A 20,222-nucleotide genomic window follows, 5' to 3' on the forward strand; every position below is an offset into this window, starting at 1 on the left:
ACTATTAAACAAAATAGAAAAATTCTTCATTGTTTACGTGCCAACGTTTGTAAACGCGTTGCTATAATCGTATAGTTAGCCGAGAATAAAACAGCGAATACAGATTATTTATGGATACAGTACTCTTTAATTTTCACGACCTTGTACTGATTCTTACCGCCTTTGAATGCCTGCTTTTCGCGCTATTACTAAGCGCAACCAATAAAGAAAAAGTCATAAGCACTTATTTTTTTATAGGCTTTTTAATTTGTCATATATTTATCCCTGTGCACGAACTTACCTTTTGGGGTAAGCAATTTCGTATATGGATGCTAGATATATCGCCCAACTTATTCTTTGTGGGCAGCTACGCTTACTTCTTAGATGGGCCCTTGCTGTACTTTTTTGTGCGCTCACTGCTGTATAAAGATTTTAAATTCAAGCAAATACACCTATTACACGCGCTGCCAGTCATACTGTTTTTTATTCATATGGTGGTATCGTTTTACTTGCAGGGCTACGACGAACGGCACCGCTTAATAGAAACCCAGCACATTGCTTATTCATCCCCCTATTTATACTTCGATGCCGCCGGTCGCTATATGCGCGTGGTGTATGCGGTGTTATGTTTTGTGCTTATATTTAATTACGGCGAGCAACTTAAAAACGTATTTGCCAATTTAAATAAACGCGACCTTGCCTGGTTGAAAGTTATGCTAACTAGCTTCTTAGTATTATTTAGCTGGGATGCCTTACTGCTAACTATAAAGCTACATGGCCTAGCCAACGACGACTTTAATATGGACTTATTAAACGTATTCGGGCTAAGCGGCTATTACCTAACCTTCGCCGTGTTAAACATACTTATATTCTTGAAGTTCACCCTGTTTACTTCGGTAGCCTCGGTAAACGAAAGTGCAACGCCAGAGCGCCATGACGAAAAATTAGAAGGCGTAGATAAAGCAGTCGTTGACCATATAGAAAAAACGATGGCAGAGTCTAAAATTTATACAATGCCAGATATCACGGTAGATAGATTAGCAGCCGAAATGAAGATGCCAGCCAAGCGGCTATCGCAAACCATAAAACAGCATTTTCACTTAAACTTTTACGAGTTTATTAACAGCTACCGTATAGAAGAAGCCAAGCGCTTACTTAGCGACCCAGAAAGCGCCAATAAAACCATTACCGAGATTTACTACGAAGTTGGCTTTAATAGTAAATCTGTGTTTAATACATTCTTTAAACGCGTTGTAGAGCTTACACCTAGCCAGTATAGAGAGCAGCAAGCTAAGGCAAATAACAGTGATAAGGCGGGGTTTGCGTTGGTTCGGCGGGAAAAATAAGGCGGATGTACACCGCCTCAGACTGATGACAAACCTGGCTCAAGTAACTCAGCGAGTAAATTCTTAGGGTGAAAGATCAAAAATGCTCAATTCATGGACGAATTGAGCAAGTTATAGGGACATATTCATACGTTTTTTGAGCTTTCGCCCTAAGAATTTGCGGATTTAGAAGGGTTAAGCTCTTCGCAAAAATAATAGTGGGGTTTATCAATAAACTGAGGCGGTTGTACACCGCCTTTTGCTTGACGCTCTAAATGTGCTCTTTGGGTTCCTAGAAACTCAACATCTCCTTTAACCTTGCCGCGTTTCTGCGCGACACTTCGGCAACAACGCCGTTGGTGAGGGTTACTTCGTAGCCGTCGCCCACCGATGCCTCTATATTTTGTATATGGTTTAAGTTAATAATGCCTTGCCTGCTCGCCCTAAAAAATATTTCACTTGGCAGCACCTCTTCTATTTGGGTCATGTTTTTGCGTACAAATGCTTTTTTGTTAGCGAAAAACGCGCGCACATAATTCTTACAGCTTTCAATGTAGTAAATATCGTTCAGCGCCACCAAATGGCAAGCTTCGCCGTCTTTTATAAATATTTTGCTATTTAGCTCAAGCTTTCTTGCTGGCGGTTGCACCTGCTGTGTAAGCGTATCATCACTAAGCAGCTTATTTACTGCCACTGCTAGCCGCTCTTGGCTAATGGGTTTTAGTAAATAATCTATCGTTGGGTACTCGAAAGATTTAATTGCATATTCAGAATAGGCGGTGGTAAATATTATTTTTGGCAGCTCGTCGAGCTCTTCTAAAAGCTCTAACCCTGTTTTGCCGGGCATGTGTATATCTAAAAATAACACATCGGGTTTGGTCGCCTCTATTAATACTTTGGCCTCGTGGGCATCTGCGGCTTTGCCAACAACATTAATAGCGGGGTAATCGCTAAGCATGCGTGCTAAGCCTTCGCGCGCCAAGCGGGAGTCTTCAATAATGAGTGCTTTCATCGTTTTTCTCAATAGGTAAAATTAAGTGAACGGTAAAATGGGTGGCGCTAGGTTCTAGCTTGATACTTGCGTTACTGCCATACAGCAACTGCAAACGATGCTGAATATTTTTTAACCCTGTGCCTGTGCCATCTGCATTGGCTTTTGAAACAGGTATAGGGTTAGTAACCACAATGCTTAACTTACCGCTCAACTTGCCGCTTAGTTCTGCTACGGTTACATCTAAATCGCCACCACTGGGCAAGTTTTCCATGCCGTGCTTTACAGCGTTTTCTATTAATAGCTGCAAAATCATAGGCGGTACTAAGCAATGCTTTAGTTGCGAACTCACGTTCAAATTAAACCGCAACCTATCCTCTAGCTGCAATTTAACTATCGCTATATAGCGCTCTATAAACCCCAGCTCTTCTTCGAGAGTTACTTTAGGCTTACTTGTACTGGCAAGTGAATAACGGAGTATTTCTGATAAAGCCGTTACCATTGCATCTGCATGATTAGGATTTTCGTGAATAACAAATCGAATATTATTTAAAGAGTTAAATAGAAAATGTGGGTTAAGCTGATTCGCTAAATTACTAAGCTGTGATTCACGCAGGTTGTTTTGCAACTTAAGGTTATCTAGCTCCGACTGTTTCGCCCTGCGGCTTGCCACTGTAGATGTATAAATAAATATCCAGCCACTCATGTACAACATTTGTATAAAGGTATTGCTGATAAAAAAGTTAACTAACATTTCGGTTTCGCTAATACCAATACTTGCAAGCGTTTCTGGGTTAAACAGCTCATCGCCAAAGCCAGGTAACAGCGCTAAAAATATAAGTGTGGTTATTGTAAGCCCGCTTACCAAGCCATAGATTAAAGCAATAGGAATAAGTTTACCCATACCCATATTGGCGCCGTTATAGCGCGCATATAGGGTGCGAAAAACAAGTACAGCGAGGGTAAACAGAGGCAGCCAAATAAAAGCCGCCGTCACATTCATTTCTACAAAATCTTCGCGCATTAAGAATGCGACGAGCTGGAATAAGAATACAACCCCTACACCCGCTGCGTGGTATAGCCAAAATCGTTGTTGTTTAGGGAAAAAAGCCACTTTTTATTCCTACGCTTTCAAGCGATTATAATTCAAGTATTGCGATGATTATTAGGTTAGCCAGGTTCTAAGAAATACAAAATCAAAGCAAGCCAAATAAATACTCATAAAAACATGCAATGCAATAACACCACCTACAAACCAATACAGTACTTTGCTAGCAGGGCTATTACGCAATTGATATTGGCGCACACAAGCAACAAGCGTAAACAGCGGGAACAATACACTTGTCATTAATATACCCAGTGTGATGGCATTAACCTTCGCCAGCAACTCAAAGTTCACCCCCACAAATATGGGCAAAATTAGAAATAGCACCAAACTTAAACTCGATAGAGTTGGCCATATTAACAACGCTGTTGAAGGTTTATGAAACTGCTTTTTAACATAGCGGTATGGCACCCAACAAACCGCATACAACAACCCAATAACGGAAAACAACACGGTAAACATTACTAGCGCTAACAAGCCAAATACATTCAGGGCAGACGTTTTTTGGTAAAGGTTACCAACAACCTGAACGGTTTCACCTGCTATTGGGTCATTAGTCATCGCTAAGCTTGGCAAGTTTGTCCACGCATCGGTGAGTACGTGTTTATCGTAAGCAATTTCATTACTTACCCAGCCTTCCAACAACGGTGACCTGTGTACTACATTTTCCTCGTGCCATATTTTTTGTGCACCTAATAAATGCAGCATTAAGTCCATACGTTTAGTTCGAGAATTAATCGGCCTATACCAGCCATCTAATGCTTTAAACTTATCTGGCAGCGGGTATGCTTTCGCCGCTTCACTCCAATCGGTAGGGAAGGTTAGCTCGCGAGTAAGGTATTTTTTAATTTGCTCTAAAGAATGGTGAAAGGCAAGGCCATCGCCTGTCATTAGCAGCACGAAGCCTGCGTCTAGTTCACGAAAATACCCTACAAATGCCATGCCTCCCGCTACAGCGCCGCCGTGGCCATTCATCGTTGCGCCTTGGTAGCCATCGAGCATATTTGTTATGCCATAACCCGCTTCAATACCCTGCCGTGCGCCCAATGTAGAATGCGGCATTTCCATTTTATCGAATAGGTGTGCGGGTAGTATTTGGTGGTTATCCACACGGCCTTTGTTCATTAAGAATGAAAGGAAGTGAGTCATTTCAGTTAGCGATGAGTTAACAGCCCCCGACGGACGCACAGTAAGCGACCAATAAGGCTGATGCTTGCCAGAATGATACACCTTGGCGGCGTTATCGTATGGCTGAGGCTTAAAGAAAGTTGTTGTTGGCATACCTATAGGCGTAAAGAAATGTTGCTGTACATATTCTTCGAAAGGTACACCGGTAATTTTCTGAATAATAAATGCAGCAACAGCAGGGCCGGAGTTGCAATAGGCTTCTCGTGTGCCCGGTACCCAGCGCGTTACACGGGACTCTGGAAATAAATTTAGCCCTTCTTCCAATGTAAGATTATCCCGCGCCTCATAGCTGTATGCGCGCATATGCATATCATCCCAGCCGGTGGTATGCTCTAACAAATGAATAAAGCGTACAGGGTCGGTTGCCTCCCACTGGTTTTCGAAGGGGATTTCAGGGGCCAACGAGCGCACCTCGGCGTTCATATCTAACAGGCCTTCTTGCTCTAGCTTAAGCGCAGCCAGGCCGACAAACATTTTAGAAATAGACCCTATGCGGAATAATGTATTCGCTGTTGCGTCTATATTCGCATCCCTATCTGCTTTACCTTCTACGTGCGTACCGCTTAATTTACCGCCTTCAATAACTGCAAGCGCGAATGCAGGTGCATCGTGAGTTTCGCTAAGGTTGTGAATTCTTTCCACTAGCCCGTCGAAACTTTGCGCTGGCTGTTCATCTTGCGCGAAAGCCTGCAACGGTAATGCTAGCGCGAGCATTGAAATAGCAACGGTGGTAAATAACTTTCGTGTACGTTTAACAGTTTGCATAATCGTCTCCTTGTTTGAGCGTGATTATGCCGGCAAGGTTTTACAAATATTCAAAATGATGCCGAGTGGCGAAAAGCCGCAATCGAACGGTATGTTTCACAGCAACTCATTATGCAGATAAGCGTATGCACAACAAAATTAACCAATACATACACAAGCAGCCGCAGTACTAACAGTAAAAGCTCAAACAGCTCATGCGCTATTTTCGAAATAAGAATAGCGCTTGTTTATTACTTAATGAATATTAGATGCATACCAGCTAAATTCCTACCCATTACAGCGCGTTCAAACTAACGCCGCCCTCTTTTTTGAACCTATTTAAAAAACTGTAACCTCCTCTGCAGCCCAATAACTACAGGGCCTTTCTACATTAAACGTTCAATCTTAGCGGCTAACTAAGGGTTGAACGATACAACTTTATTTTTGGTATAGCCTGATGTTCGCGCATTGATTTAACCCATGCGACATAAGAATAATTAACCTATACAAGGACAAAGCTATGACAATTAAACGTTGGCCGTTCGACCGAAAAGGCCCACCTAAAAAACCTAACGCTAAAAAATTACTCGCAAGCTTAGCGGCTGCACTAAGCTTAACCGCCATGCAAAGCACTGCAGCGGTAGAGCCATTACAAACCAGCGGCAATCAAATTCTTGTTGGCAACCAAGCCAAAGCCCTTGGCGGCCACAGCTTGTTTTGGCATAACGTGCCGGCAGCAGGCAGCTTATACAATGCAGATACAGTAAGCAGGCTTAAGAATGATTGGAACTCCAAGGTTATTCGGGCCGCAATTGGGGTTGAAGTACCTTTCAATTCAGAAAACACCTACATAGGCAATAAGGGCAGCTCGCTGGCCGCAATAGACCGCGTAGTTAATGCCGCTGTTGCCAACGATATGTATGTGATTATCGATTTTCATACTCACCATGCAGATCAAGTAGAAAACGTTGCCCACGACTTTTTCAACGAAGTTTCTAGCCGTTACGGTCATTTAAACAATGTTATTTATGAAGTATTTAACGAGCCAGAATGGTGTGGCGAGCACGGTCGGTGGGCATCTACCATTAAGCCCTACGCCGAGCGCGTTATCCAAACCATTCGCAACAATGACCCAGACAACCTAGTAATAGTAGGCACTACCTGTTTCTCGCAAGATGTAGATGTAGCCGCAGCCGACCCCATTAACGATGTAAACGTGGCCTATACGCTACACTTTTACGCAGCCACCCCTGCCCACCAGCAACCCTTGCGCGACAAGGCCCAAACCGCGCTCGACCGCGGCGCGCCACTATTTGTAACCGAATGGGGTACAACCACATTTACAGGTGATGGTTTTGTAGATGAGGCGCAAACGCGCACATGGATTAACTGGTTAAACGAACGCGGTATTAGCCACGTTAACTGGTCGGCGTCTACCCAGCCAGAAAGCTCAGCTATATGGAATGGCGACATGACCTACAAGCATTCGGGCTTATTGGTTGGCGAACTGGTGCAACAAACAAATGGCACAACCACGCCACCAACCGGTGAAATAAGTGGCCCGTGCGATTTACATTTTGTACCTGCCAAAGCCGAGGCTGAAAGCTTCTGTACCGCCAAAGGCATTCAATTTGAAACCACCACCGACACGGGCGGCGGCCAAAACATGGGCTGGCTAGATGCCGGCGACTGGGTAACTTTTGATGTAGATGTACCTGCTAGCGGCCAATATTTAATAGATTACCGCGTAGCATCAGAGCTAGGTGATGGTCGGTTCCGCACCGAAGCCGCCAACGGCACTGCCCTTGGCACAATATCTGTACCCAATACCGGCGGCTGGCAGAATTGGCAAACGCACACACACACAGTGCAACTCTCGCAAGGCACACAAACCGTTAAACTAGTTGCCGAAACTGGTGGCTGGAACTTAAATTGGTTTGAAGTGCGCGCAGGTGAGGTGTGCGAAGGCGCTGACTGCCCATGTGAAGGAGCCGAATGCCCTTGCCCAGATTGCAACGGCACACCGGTTAAGTTTGAGGCAGAAACGTTTGTGGCTATGCAAGGCGTGCAGCTAGAAAACACATCCGATGTGGGCGGCGGCCAAAACGTTGGCTACATTGATAGCGGCGACTGGATAACTTACAACGGGGCCTTGCCCGCAAGTGCAGACAACCGCTATGTAGTGTCTTATAGAGTAGCGCGTCAACCTAGCGGCAATGCCAAATTTAAAATAGAACAGCCAGGTGGAGCAGCGGTATATGGCGAAATTTCGGTGCCCAGCACCGGCGGCTGGCAAACATGGACAACCATTAGCCACACCATAACAATTCCCGCTAACGCAAACGGCTTTGCACTAGCAGCAATAGATGGCGGTTGGAATATAAACTGGATAGAAATAAAACCGGCGACCACTCAACCACCCGAGCCAATCAACCCGTTAAAACTTCAAGCTGAAGATTACATCAACTTTAACGACACCACCCCCGGTAACGAAGGCGGTGCACACAGAAGCGATGATGTAGATATTCAAGCAACTACCGATACCGGTGGCGGTTTTAATGTTGGCTGGGTAGACGCTGGCGAATGGCTAGAGTATGAGTTCTTTTTAGAGTCTCCTGATTTTTATGCAGCTGATGTACGGGTTGCTTCAGACCAAACTGGCGGCGCACTGCAACTACAAATAGATGGCCAAAACGTTGGCCAAGCCATTACCGTTGGCAACACCGGTGGCTGGCAAGCGTGGACAACCAAAAACACACTCATTGGCGACCTAAGTGCAGGCACCCACACGTTGCGTGTATACGCGCAAAGCGGCCCATTAAATTTAAACTGGGTAGAGCTAAAGCGTACAACGCCCGCACCAGCCACTTCGTGTTTTAATATTGCCGAAGACCGCTTAAACGTTCACCTAGATGCGCACTGTACTGCAGGCAGCAACCTGCAATACAATTGGGATTTTGGTGACGGCAACAGCGCAACCGGCGTAGCCACTAGCCACAGCTACTACACTAGCGGCACTTACACCATTACCTTAACCGTTAGTGATACCCGCACCACAGACACCTCTAGCCAACAGGTAACGGTAGATTTTTCTGCCCCTGCAGGCCCTGTGGATTTTTACGGCGAACTAATGGTGAATGGCAACCGCATTCACGGCGAAAAAACCGGCGAACCCGCACAAGTACGCGGCATGAGCTTTTTTTGGAGCAACACCGGTTGGGGCCAAGAAAAATGGTGGAACGCCAGCACCGTGGACCGCATGGTTGATGAGTTCAAAGTAGAACTTGTGCGCGGCGCAATGGGCACTGATGAAGGCGGCGGTTATTTACACGACGCGTCTAATAAGGCTCGCTTACAAGCAGTTGTTGAACAAGCCATTGCACGCAATGTGTATGTAATTATCGACTGGCACACCCACCATGCCGAAGATAACATTGCCGAAGCCATTACATTCTTTAGCGAAATGGCGCAGCTTTATGGCCACCACGACAACGTGATTTTCGAGATTTACAACGAGCCATTAAACACCACAAGCTGGGGCACTATTAAGCACTACGCTGAACAAGTTATTCCTGCTATTCGCGCTCATTCCGATAATTTAATTGTTGTGGGCACGCGCACCTGGTCGCAAAACGTAGACGAAGCCGCGTTCGATAAAATTAACGACAGCAACACCGCCTACGCCCTGCACTTTTATGTTGGCTCGCACGGCAACCACGTTCGCAACCTAGCACAAACCGCACTAAACAACGGCGCGGCTATTTTTGCTAGCGAATGGGGAATTTGGCCAAACAACAACTACGATGGCATGAACGCCGACGATTGGATGAACTTTTTAGACCAAAACAAAATATCTTGGGCTAACTGGGCCATATCCGACAAAGTAGACCCCAACACAGGCCAACTAGAACCACCCAGCATGTTCAACCCAGACGGCAGCCTAAGCAGTAATGGTCAATATGTAGTGAACAAACTAAATGAATACGCAGCACAAGCACCGTGGAGGGAGGCAATCGCTAATTGATAATGATTAGTTGCTAGTTTTGGATGATTGAAAATGGACTTGCACCTTCCATAAAAAATTTAAGTTCCCTCGTTGTTTAGCAACACCTACCGTGGTTAGGCCTTCGCCTAACCACGCTTTTTATTATTTATTTTCACAAACAATTATTTATCTACCGGCGGTAAAACAGTACTCCACGCCGCTGCCAACGTATTAATACCAATAACCGTTGCAGCCTGATAGATCACATTCGCCTGCTGCTGCGCGTACACCGCATTCGCGGCCGCCATAGCAACAGAGCTACCAATAGTGTGATACAAATTCCCCATAGCCACAGCTGGCGCCTCACCAAGCACCTTCACATTCTCCTGGGTAACCGCATCGGTAATTTGCCCATTAACAGACGTTGGGTAGTTCATTTCCTTCACCTTTTTACTCCACATAAAATCATTAATTCGTGCTGAATTTCACACACCGAGCGAGACTGCTGCCTGCCTCCTGTAAGCTGTCTCTCCTGTAAGCTGTCCCCTATCCCTTAAACAATATTAACCCTATTACGTCCCCTCTCCTTCGCCTGATACAATGCCGCATCTGCACGCTTAATTAAATCTTCAGCGCTCGCCAACCCAGACGACAACGCCACACCTATACTCACGGTTAAAAAACTTTTAACCGGGGACGTTAAGTGGGGTATAGCTTCGTCGCGAATAGCTTCTAATATTCTATCGCCAACAGTCATAGCACCTTCCATACCTGTGCAGGGCAATAGTACTGCAAATTCCTCACCGCCATAGCGAGCGGCAATATCAATGGGGCGCATTAAAGCTTTTTCTATTGAATGCGCCACAGCACTTAACGTTTCATCCCCGCGCACATGACCGTAGGTATCGTTGTAAGCTTTAAAATGATCGATATCAATTAACAGCAAGCCTATTTCACTTTGGTCGCGCCGCGCTTGGCGCCAGTATCTATCCATCACCTCATCGAAGCCGCGCCGGTTCAAAATTTTGGTAAGCCCATCGTGATTGGCAAGCTTCATTAACTCTTTATTTGCCCGCGCTAATTGGTTTTTCATATGGGCGATGCGCCCCATGGCTTTTAAAATAGCCTCTAGCACAGTGTGGTTTACAGGCTTGGTTACATAAGCATCACCGCCGGCTTCTAGCCCTTCTACAATATATTCATCGGAGTGTGTGGCACTAAGGTAAATAACGGGCAGCCAATCATCGCCGCTGGCTTCGCGAATTTTGCGGCAGGTTTCAAAACCATCCATGCCCGGCAGCTGCACATCCAGCACCACAATATCTACCGCATTCGTAGCAAACAGCTCTAGCCCAGCCTCGCCACTTTCGGCCTGCAATGCCCGGTAACCAATTTTCTCTACCACTCCCACCAAAACCTTGCGTGTGGGTAGGCTATCTTCAATAACTAAAATATTCGTGGCCATTCCATTCCCCCTCTGTGCATCCTTTTAAGTGTAGCAGCTATATAAAAAGGGGGCAGTTTGCCCTAAATACTCCGTAGGCCCGATAAAGCGTAGCTGCCATTGGGCAAAACGGCTGCGAATAAACTATGGCGCAATAGAGCGGTAAAAAAGCCTGATGGGGGCAGCGCCTTAGCTGGCCTACTTGTGAATCGTGGGCCCAATAAAGCAGAGCTGCCATTGGGCGGGAGGGGATAATGGGAGGCTAACTATTCCATACTGTTACGCAAGCTGCGTCGCATTTGACTAAACTGCTGCGATTCGTATTCCACCAAAGCGTTATACTGCTCCTGGGTAAGAACCGATTTAGCCTCGGCAAAGTAATTTTGTGAATAGCTATCTAGCGCGCTCATTATTAATTGCTTACCGTCATTGGCAGCGGCACCCCCATCTTGAGCTAGCTGATTGGCAAGACTTAACTGATTATTAAAAGAATCTTTGCTTTTAAGCTTGGCAAGTAACAAGCTACGCTGTTGAATATTATCTAATTGCGACTCTGGCGCTAGCGCACGATTAAATTGCTTTTGTTGGTACTGCTCAAAGCCAGAATCTTTTAGCAACCTATAGTTCTCGTACTCCTCTTGCGGCAACACTGCTGCTACTTCTTTATCTATGCTCTCAAGGGCTTGTTGCTGTTGCTCTACATTTCGCGCCAACTCTTCTTCCGTAGTGTAATAACTCGCCGTGGTTTTATTTAATACCGCTTCACGAGCGGCCAATAACTTTTTAAGCGTTTCCATCTCGCTTTGCGGCAATGTTAAATCCGGCAAAAAAAGCGCATATTTTTTATCTACTATCACATCGGGGGTTACCCCTGTCATTGCGGCTAGCTCGTTATTACTAACAACATCACTCTCACAATGTGTGGCCACTAACCCTTGCTGCATCGCGCCCGACGCTAAATCTGGCTGCGATAAAATATAATTCTGTAGTTCATCAATATCCGCCTGATACTGTGAACGCACTTGCGTTAATGCATTAGCATTCTCTGTACGTAAATTCGCTAACTGTTGCTTGGTGCCTTCAAGCTGTAAATAAACATTACTGGCAACAACCATGCTACAAACCCATGCAACCGCCAAAATAACCAAAATTAATTTAGTGGCTCTAAGCTTACCAACAGTATTTTCTCTGTTCATCACATTCTCCATACCACAAGTAATACACGGCTACCTAAAGCGCTACAGTAACTAACATATAACCCCAAAAAGTAAAAACCGAGCTCTATAAAAGCAGCTCGGTTTATTGTATTTATAAAAAATTAAAAGCTGCTGATATTGGAAGATTTACAACTTTTCCAAGCCCCAATACAAATATCCCCAGCGTTGCGTAAACGGCTGTTAGTAATAACCGCTGTAGCGTTCGGGCTGTCTGAACGGAAGATACCTTCACCCATATTAGATATATCGCAGTTATCTACACTTACCGACATGGCAAATGTTTTACCACCATTCTGACGAAGAAACTTACCCATTTTATTCACAATACAGTTAGAAACTTTTAAGTTAGTCACTGCGTTTACCTGAATAAACTTATCTTCGCCGTCATAGCCTTCAACATTGGTTACCGTCACGTTACCTTCAGACTTAACGGTCATGGCATCTTCACCTACGTTAGTCCAAAGAATATTATTTAACGTACCGCCGTTGTAAACGTGAATACCATCCACACCGTTATTGCCAATAATTACATTCTTTAACGTTGCACCGTTTTCTACACGGAAAGCAGGTTTTTGGCTTTCAGATTGGCTACCATCACCCAAAGCACTGGTAGGGTTAAATGTTTTACAACCACCATCGTAAGTACCGCTGGTTACCTTAATAGTAGAAGACACAGATTGGCTACCAGTAGAGCTACAACTAGAACCTTTTCCACCAGAACTGCTAGAAGTGCTGGAAGAACTTGAACTACTAGAGCTAGAAGAACCGCGCACCGCAGAAGCAACACCCGAGTTGTAAGCAGTACCATTTACATAATATTTAACCCAGTAGTAATAAGTGGTGCCCGATGCCGCGCCGGTATCACTAAAGCTAGTAGTAGAGCTAGATACACTAGCAATACGCGTGCGACCGCTTGGGTTTGAATCGGTATCGCGATAAAGCTGCACGGAAGATATAGAACCAGATACAGACCAACTTAAATTGATACCATTGCTAGAACCCGAGGCCGATAAGCACACCGTAGAACCACCACCGCTGCCACAGCCACCACCAGAAGAGCTACCGGAAGAGCTGCTAGACGAAGATGAAGACGAGCCAGAAGAGCTAGAGCCGTTTGATGGGATTGAACATTCTTTTACAGATTTAGAAGGAATAGGGTCACTACCAAACGTAGAAACACTACAAGAAAAGCTACCGTTTAATACTTTATACACAAACTGCCCAGACGCGCCAAAGGCTACATTCGTAGACTGACTTACCGAGCATGTTTCACCAACCTTACAAATTGTTGTATAACCACTTGGGCGGTTTGTTGCGGCGTGCACAGAAAGGCTAGCCGCAAGTAATCCTACTGCAACGAGTATCTTGTTAAACATTATTTGTCTCCATTATTTTTTGTTCTGGCATCACTCTGTAAAAAATTACAAAGACTACAGATAGAGAACGCAAACATGAGTTGTTAAGAATGGGTGAAACTACTTTTATTGTTTTGCCAACACTCACCCTGCTAGAACCTTAAAAAGCGATTAGGTTTCGCCCATAAAGGTCTGGCCAAATTATCAATACAGCCAACCATAATAGCAATATTTTGGCTATACCATTTTGTAATATGACGGCATTTTGGTAAACCATTAACATATTTATAAAGATTTACGCGCCATTAATGTATACCTTCGGTTACCTTCACCAAAATCCGCGTAACTCAATAGGTGACAAAAGAATAGAGATTTAAGAAGAAAGGAAAAGAACAAGAATGGGCGACCACATTTGGTAAGGCCAAATCTAACAAAGTTAAATATAATTAAGTGCTAAGAATATACACACTTACATTAAGTGCAATTATCTGAGACTGGCTATTAATCGATGCAACGGCAGGTTGAATAGAAATACGTTATGCGGGTTATGGGAATTTATGCCCGGCCCAAGAAGCCCGATGGCGGCTTTGCCTTATCGGGCCTACGTTAGATTCTGTAGGCCCGATAAAGTGCAGCTGCCATCGGGCAGTTTCTAACCGGTAGCACAAAGGCTTAATTACGTGCCTAAAGCTATCAGTTAGCTACAAATGCAAAAGCCCTAAGGAGGTATATAGCCCTAAGAAAAACACGCACCTACATTAAATACAATTATTTAAAATAGACTGTTAATCGGCGTAAAGGCACGTTGAAGAAAAATACGTTTACCGGTAGCGGGCGTACTCTCGACCTTAGAAGCCCGATGGTGGCTTCGCCTTATCGGGCCTACGTTAGAATTTGTAGGCCCGATAAAGCGCAGCTGCCATCGGGCGGTTTACACTTTATAGCACAGCGCTATCCTCAAGCTTACCTTTTATAGTTATTGGTATTTAATGTATATATTAAAAACAGCGACTGCCGAGGCTCTATCTTGGTGATAAAAGCTCCATTGTTTATGTACTCTGCAAATAGCTGATAAAACTCTTATGGAAAAAGGGTCATAGCTATCATGCATAATTAGAAGCGAAAGAACATAACTTGGCTTTTATTTTGTGACGCGTGATAAAAATGATAATATTTTTAAATTAACGAAATACTGAACAATGTGAGAAAGGGCTTTTTTGGCATTCGCCCACAACAGACAGATTTAAAGGACTTAACGAATGAGATTTATTATTATTTTCATAGCTTCAATATTTTCTGCGGCTGTATATTCAGAGACACTTAATGAGACCCGCACCGTAAAGCGCATATTTGCGGAAGGTACAGCGTCAGGAGGGTTCTATACTAACGAAGGGCTACCGCAATGCCTCTATCATATAATGTACCTTAAGTTGGATACAGATGCTGGCAAGGCTCAGTTTTCTATGCTGTTAGCAGCTAAAGCTTCAGGTCAAAAAATAGTACGTATTGATTACACCGTTAACCCTAGTAATGGCAAGTGCAATTTAACAGGCTTTCATGTTGAATAGAATCTAACAAACGCTAACAAGTATCGCCGTCGAAAAGTATCTTGCTTTATGTGCAAATTCGCTGTCAGTTCATCTCGATAAATCCTGCCAGCGATATGAGTATAATTAAATTCTGCGATGAGCTTAGCGTTTAAGAATAACCCCATTCAATATATCACGCCCCCAATCATCACAGCCTCCAATGCTTGGTAGTACCTGCATACCAGAAGCTTTTGCCATCATCATATTAGATAAAATAAGCTCACCTTTTTTGGTATTGGGATAAATTCGTTTATAACCAGAAGCACTTGAACACCCAGAAGGCGTAAAGTTTTCAGCAAAGGCAACGTAAGCCCGACTGCCATCCGCCTCCCCTTCAATAACTATAAACTCGACAGTTGTGTAAGTTTGCCATGCAGCGCTGCTTATCGAACTAAAGCACATCACCACAAGTATCAACATTAATTTAAATTTGAACATACTCTAACCTATCACTTAGCTGTAAATATTATATTTACGCTACTTATTTAGAAACAAACCATTAGTTGGTATGCACCCAACGAAAAGAAGGAAAGTCCATAAAGCACGTCTCTCCCGCACCACCGAACGTAACTTTTTTATCTTGCGCTTGCGAGGCCAAAAGAAATGCCATTATAGAAGCAGCATTATTATCGTTCATCCCATCCCAGCGTATTGAACCGTCATTTCGCGTACAATTAGTTTCAATAGGCCTACCCAAATCGATATATGCGAAGCATACGTTCGTATCTTTATGGCACCCCAGTTTACTAATTTTAACAGTGATATTTTCTGCGTAGCTAAGTGACGAAAAAAACATCAAAACAATTACTATAAATTGGTACTTGCTCAAGCTCATATCCCCATAAATATTCATTTATCTCTGCTTGCACATCTGCAACCGAAGCGCCCTAAAAGATAGTTAGATTATACACCGCATCTTCTGGCGTAACCCAACTGCCTACTGCAAGGCAAGTTTCTTCTGAAGTGCCCTTACCTGTTGAATCACGGTAGAACATTCTAATTTGGCGATCGGAAGCCTTTGCCATCATCACTAAAGACATTCAAGCCTTACATTTTTCTAAATTTTCTTCATCTTTCAAACTACAAATTGAATGAATTCCGTACCCATTATTAACGTGCAACCTGTCGTCGACTCCTAAATATGCGACCTTGCCAGTGCAAGAATAATTAGCATGCGCAACAACAGGAACTAACAACAAGCCTATTACAAGTAGTTTCACTAAAACCTCTCTCACCATTCTGAACAAAAAAAAAGTGCTTCACAATTACCCCAATTGCCTTAGCCACCACACGTCACGGCTAGTGAATTTCGCCAAAGCTGAACAGCCGCTTCACCATCTGATTTAACTACATTAAAAGGAATACTTGGCAATGCCGTATCTAGCTCATCAAAATCGGCAGGGAAGTTAATTGTAGCTTCTGCATTATTATTTAAAGCTATCGAGAACCATGCAACCACAGATTCGGAATCGCCTTTTGAGACCCTGAAGCCATATTTTTCAACAGAAACTGTCTCTAGCTGAGTACTACTTAGCTTAGAATCGAATTTGGCACACCCCATACCCAACTGACGTTGAAGTAACTGCTCAAAGGTAACACTTGTAGTATTTACGGCTTTTTCAATTTCCTTAGCTATACCTACATCAATCGCAACACCTATGGCAATACCGGCAGGCCCCATTGAGGACATAAGCATCATGCCCGCGCCTGCGCCTCGGCCTTCGAAGCTTAGGGCTGATGAAGTAGAATTAACAATAACTTCATTGTTACGATACGAGTGCTGAGCACAAGAAGTTAATACAACTAAAAAAACAAAACCTAAAGCTCTACATACATTCATAGCATCCTCCTACCCAACACATCTAACTATATAGCACTTATCAGCTCACACCTTATAGGCTGAGCTTAACGTGCTCCATAACTGGATACCCATGATCATCACAATCAAGCACATAATAACTAAGCTCTTTTCCAGCATAACTCGCACTCAGAATCATCGAGTATATTTCTGAAGCCAATTTATTGCTTTTTTTAAGCGCAATTAACGTATCATACGTACAATCAGCTGGGTTAATCATTTTCTCAAATCTTACGTAAACAGTACCATCAGTATTATTCTTCGAATGAGGATAGATTAAAGTAATCGCAGTAGATCCACTCCAGCCGGCGAAACTACTAGTAGCAAATAAAGTTACAAACAGAGCTATCAAATATTTCATAAATTTCCTTTATACCCTTAATAATATTCAACTAACTTTCTGCAGGATCGAACTGTGTAACCGGACAATAACCAGTATCGCTCGCAGATGTGTGCACTGTTGCGCTCAGCCCCATAGCCCAGGAAGTTATCACCAAAGAAATCATCGCAGTGTTATCTTGCTTAATAAACATCCAGTAATACCCGCTCGTTCAATTCTGCGGAACCTCAGGGTCAGAACCGCTCACACCAATCCTCATTAACAATCCAGATGACAAGCTTGTAATGTTGACAATCTCCCCAGTGACATAACTTGGCCCAGAGTAAGAGGAGGATAGCGAAGACACCGAAAGACAAACCAACATCAACGCAGCACAATAAAAACGTTTAACCATAACAACCCCCTGTTGCTTCATATATAACTTTAAAAGCCATCAGAAAGACTATTTCTGGTCTTGAAAGATAGCGATATTTGTAACATAAATACGACCGTCAACCGCCAAAGAAAATCACCGAATAACAATATAAGTTGCTTCAAAGTAGTTAATATTTGAACCACACTCACCATGAAACATAACCTCCTTTCCCGCCATATGAGCTGCTAACCCGATAGATAACATTTTATCCCTACCTAGCACGCTTTTGGTCACCTGAATATAAGTGGGTTCACACGTAATATTATCCCCGCTTTTCACCTCCCACTTACCAGTTGTTATAAAAAACAAAAAATCTGCCGTAGCGCTATAGTTCATTTGCCGAATCTTAGCCCAGCTTGTTTGGTCTGCATTGACCACATTAGAAAAAACAAGAAACATTATTAAAAACAATATTTTCATAGAACAAATTAACACTCTGTTAGTTAACAATAAAATAACATTCACCTAACACTAACTCTTAACCAATTGTACTGAATTAGGTATCAATCTATCAGCTGAAGCCTGCGGACAAGTATCCGCAGCCCAAAAACGTATTCTCACTTTGTAGCCAGCTAACATAGCGGTTTGAATAAGGGAAAAACGCATTTTCATTGCGTCGTCGCTCGGTAGGCCCAAGCGATAATCATAACCGTTAACGCGTACAATAGCGTAAGGCTCTTGCCCACCAAACTCACCCATTTTCACAGCTACTGGAACACCGTCGCAATCAGCAGCACTAAAAGCATTAACAGAAAGTACACAACCCAAAAGCGCTACCACTATTTTCCACATATTCTTACCAATGAATTCTCTAAAACAATATCTAAACGAACTAGCTTTTAAACGTTTCAGCTATACGAACATGTTCAACTAATTAACGATTAAAACTTTCCCCTACAATACTTCACCCAAACCTCGTTACCGCCACAACCACCATCTACTACACAATCTAAACTTTGCTTTTGTGCTGCAGTGTAAAGCAATAACGAATAAAACTCTTTAAAGTGAGAATGACTCATATTCAGTCTAATATAGCTAGGTGTAACACCCGCGCACGCCCCGTGATTATCGCCATGCAAGTACAACACTCCTTCCGTACCCTGATGAAAGGACTCTGGCACGCCAACAGAGATCCAATCTCCTTTTTTTTGTGCGTCTAGGGCCTTCGCGGTGGAGCTTAGAACCAAAAACGCACATATAAACAACAACTTATTCATAAAAACCTCGTCAACACGATTCACGAAGCACTAGCACCAATTAAGCTGCTAGCGTCATTTATTCAGCACTACTTAAAACCCTTAAAACCCTTAAAACCCTTAAAACCCTTAAAACCCTTAAAACCCTTAAAAGGTAATGAAAAGCCGATTAATAAAACAGCGCTCGTCTGTAATATCGAAATTAATATCTACTTCTTTACCCATTGCTGCGGCAGCTAAAGCTACGGACAACATGTTTCTCGCCCCTTCGCTAGTCACATCGTTTTGGCCTACTCGCACATAATGGTACTTACCGGTATTGTCTACTGGGCAAAGTAACGAATCCGTGTTGAAGATAAGTACAAAATCCCCATTTGCTAATGGGTATATTGTCTTTATCGTAGACTGGTGCCATTTATTCTCTGCAAAGACATTACCTACAACAGAAAACATAAACAGAAATATAACTGCTTGAAAATAATATTTAATAACTAAATCCTCCCAAAAACCCAAAAACCCAAAAACTATTATTATGCATCTAAGCGAAGCATATAAGCTGGCGTTGAGGTTTCATAAGCAGAGCAATCAAACGCCCCCAAAAATCGAATAATTACCGGTTTATCTTGCGCCTGAGCAGCAAGAGCTAAAGCGAACATTTCTTTAACGCCAGGGTCTTTAGAATTACCAAGAAGATGCCAATTCTGATTCTCTATAAAAATCAGAATATTTCCACCAGCCTCAGGCTGCAGCCGTTTAACTTTACCTGCAGCGCAATCAACTGCATAAACCTCAAGCGGAAACATCATTAGCACCATCACACACAAAAACTTCATCAATCACCTTAACATTTACTTTAGGAATAGGGCTCTTATATTCGTCACTTCATTTCCCCATTAGCAGAACCTTACTAAACTAGTGCCTGTCTCGATTATCAGATCCAACTTGATCACAGAAAAATTTGGCACCAGTCTTTATCGTACAGTGCCCGTCTCGATTGCCCTTGGACACTCAACACCCAAACCTAATCAAGATATAAAACGAAAAAAATCATAAAACAGAAACTAATCAAATCTCTTTAACCAGTGCCTGCCTCGATTACCGAGCGTTTATCTCTAATTAAGCCCAGAGGTTATCTGAATATTAGAGATCTTACAGCTAGTGCCATCATTATTGGTATAAACCGTGACCTTCTTCTTTGAAAGGGCCATAGCGAGCGCAGTAGAGTACAACCACTGCTGCTCTTGGGTTGAGCCTTTGAACTGGAGCCATCCATAAGTACCGCCATCACAATTACCGGGAACAAGCCTATCGCCTATCCTTATTGCTGGATTTGTTCCAGCCCCTTTCAAAGAAGTAATTTGGCCACTCACATAATTCTCGCCGGCGCCACAAACAGGCGAGACCATAACAAACAAAAACAGAATATTTTTTAGCATACACGAGCCTTTTAAATTAAATACAGGTTCAACAATTGCAGATTTCATTGCGCAC

General features: G+C 43.4%; 20 protein-coding genes. 3 read left to right on the forward strand and 17 right to left on the reverse strand.

Features of this window, described 5'->3' with window-relative positions; genetic code table 11:
• The first annotated feature begins 110 nt into the window (after positions 1-110).
• Positions 111-1,325, forward strand: a complete 1,215-nt coding sequence (locus SDE_RS15690) for a helix-turn-helix domain-containing protein (protein ID WP_011469472.1) — start codon at positions 111-113, stop codon at positions 1,323-1,325.
• Positions 1,326-1,596: 271 nt separating this feature from the next.
• Here the strand turns inward: SDE_RS15690 and SDE_RS15695 are convergent, their stop codons facing one another.
• Genes SDE_RS15695 through SDE_RS15705 form a run of 3 tightly spaced genes read right to left on the reverse strand, consistent with a single transcriptional unit; the run spans position 1,597 to position 5,353 of the window.
• Entirely contained in the window at positions 1,597-2,316 is a 720-nt protein-coding gene (locus SDE_RS15695) for a LytR/AlgR family response regulator transcription factor (protein ID WP_041324785.1), read from the reverse strand.
• Positions 2,297-3,409, reverse strand: coding sequence for a sensor histidine kinase (locus SDE_RS21475; RefSeq protein WP_011469474.1), 1,113 nt, complete (start codon positions 3,407-3,409; stop codon positions 2,297-2,299). Before SDE_RS21475 ends, SDE_RS15695 begins: the two co-directional genes overlap by 20 nt.
• 51 nt (positions 3,410-3,460) lie before the next feature.
• Positions 3,461-5,353 carry a serine hydrolase domain-containing protein gene (locus SDE_RS15705; protein ID WP_011469475.1) on the reverse strand — a complete coding sequence of 631 codons (1,893 nt, stop codon included), beginning with the start codon at positions 5,351-5,353 and terminating at the stop codon, positions 3,461-3,463.
• A 499-nt stretch (positions 5,354-5,852) separates the two neighbouring features.
• Here SDE_RS15705 and SDE_RS21480 point away from each other — a divergent pair, with 499 nt between their 5' ends.
• The gene (locus SDE_RS21480; protein WP_011469476.1) at positions 5,853-9,356 is read left to right on the forward strand and encodes a cellulase family glycosylhydrolase; all 3,504 of its coding nucleotides are present in this window, start codon (positions 5,853-5,855) and stop codon (positions 9,354-9,356) included.
• Positions 9,357-9,499: 143 nt separating this feature from the next.
• Here SDE_RS21480 and SDE_RS15715 read toward each other — a convergent pair whose 3' ends face one another.
• The 4 genes from SDE_RS15715 to SDE_RS15730 form a co-directional block, all read right to left on the reverse strand.
• Positions 9,500-9,754 (reverse strand): RebB family R body protein, encoded by a 255-nt coding sequence (locus SDE_RS15715; RefSeq protein ID WP_011469477.1) that lies wholly within the window; start codon positions 9,752-9,754, stop codon positions 9,500-9,502.
• A 116-nt stretch (positions 9,755-9,870) separates the two neighbouring features.
• Positions 9,871-10,782 carry a GGDEF domain-containing response regulator gene (locus SDE_RS15720; RefSeq protein ID WP_011469478.1) on the reverse strand — a complete coding sequence of 304 codons (912 nt, stop codon included), beginning with the start codon at positions 10,780-10,782 and terminating at the stop codon, positions 9,871-9,873.
• A 245-nt stretch (positions 10,783-11,027) separates the two neighbouring features.
• Positions 11,028-11,957 carry a hypothetical protein gene (locus SDE_RS15725; RefSeq protein ID WP_011469479.1) on the reverse strand — a complete coding sequence of 310 codons (930 nt, stop codon included), beginning with the start codon at positions 11,955-11,957 and terminating at the stop codon, positions 11,028-11,030.
• Positions 11,958-12,079: 122 nt separating this feature from the next.
• Positions 12,080-13,354 (reverse strand): pectate lyase, encoded by a 1,275-nt coding sequence (locus tag SDE_RS15730; RefSeq protein WP_011469480.1) that lies wholly within the window; start codon positions 13,352-13,354, stop codon positions 12,080-12,082.
• Between the two features lie 1,238 nt (positions 13,355-14,592).
• Here SDE_RS15730 and SDE_RS15735 point away from each other — a divergent pair.
• Entirely contained in the window at positions 14,593-14,901 is a 309-nt protein-coding gene (locus tag SDE_RS15735; protein WP_011469481.1) for a hypothetical protein, read from the forward strand.
• Between the two features lie 123 nt (positions 14,902-15,024).
• Here SDE_RS15735 and SDE_RS15740 read toward each other — a convergent pair whose 3' ends face one another.
• From SDE_RS15740 to SDE_RS15790, 10 genes are all read right to left on the reverse strand, one after another.
• Complete coding sequence (locus tag SDE_RS15740) at positions 15,025-15,360, reverse strand: hypothetical protein (RefSeq protein ID WP_011469482.1); 336 nt, start codon at positions 15,358-15,360, stop codon at positions 15,025-15,027.
• A 61-nt stretch (positions 15,361-15,421) separates the two neighbouring features.
• A complete protein-coding gene (locus SDE_RS15745) occupies positions 15,422-15,775 on the reverse strand; it encodes a hypothetical protein (RefSeq protein WP_226986437.1) in 354 nt (117 codons plus the stop codon).
• A 426-nt stretch (positions 15,776-16,201) separates the two neighbouring features.
• Complete coding sequence (locus SDE_RS21485) at positions 16,202-16,762, reverse strand: hypothetical protein (RefSeq protein WP_011469483.1); 561 nt, start codon at positions 16,760-16,762, stop codon at positions 16,202-16,204.
• A gap of 52 nt (positions 16,763-16,814) precedes the next feature.
• Entirely contained in the window at positions 16,815-17,141 is a 327-nt protein-coding gene (locus SDE_RS15760) for a hypothetical protein (protein WP_041324789.1), read from the reverse strand.
• 487 nt (positions 17,142-17,628) lie between these two features.
• Complete coding sequence (locus SDE_RS15765) at positions 17,629-17,955, reverse strand: hypothetical protein (protein ID WP_011469484.1); 327 nt, start codon at positions 17,953-17,955, stop codon at positions 17,629-17,631.
• Between the two features lie 51 nt (positions 17,956-18,006).
• Positions 18,007-18,327: a hypothetical protein gene (locus SDE_RS15770; protein ID WP_011469485.1), complete on the reverse strand. Its 321-nt coding sequence runs from the start codon at positions 18,325-18,327 to the stop codon at positions 18,007-18,009.
• An 89-nt stretch (positions 18,328-18,416) separates the two neighbouring features.
• Complete coding sequence (locus SDE_RS15775) at positions 18,417-18,752, reverse strand: hypothetical protein (protein ID WP_041324793.1); 336 nt, start codon at positions 18,750-18,752, stop codon at positions 18,417-18,419.
• Positions 18,753-18,878: 126 nt separating this feature from the next.
• Positions 18,879-19,184, reverse strand: a complete 306-nt coding sequence (locus SDE_RS15780) for a hypothetical protein (RefSeq protein WP_011469486.1) — start codon at positions 19,182-19,184, stop codon at positions 18,879-18,881.
• Positions 19,185-19,261: 77 nt separating this feature from the next.
• Positions 19,262-19,537, reverse strand: coding sequence for a hypothetical protein (locus tag SDE_RS15785; RefSeq protein WP_226986438.1), 276 nt, complete (start codon positions 19,535-19,537; stop codon positions 19,262-19,264).
• Between the two features lie 306 nt (positions 19,538-19,843).
• Complete coding sequence (locus tag SDE_RS15790; protein ID WP_011469488.1) at positions 19,844-20,215, reverse strand: hypothetical protein; 372 nt, start codon at positions 20,213-20,215, stop codon at positions 19,844-19,846.
• Positions 20,216-20,222: the final 7 nt, after the last annotated feature.

The organism is Saccharophagus degradans 2-40 (genome assembly GCF_000013665.1).
GTDB classification, from domain to species: Bacteria; Pseudomonadota; Gammaproteobacteria; order Pseudomonadales; family Cellvibrionaceae; genus Saccharophagus; species Saccharophagus degradans.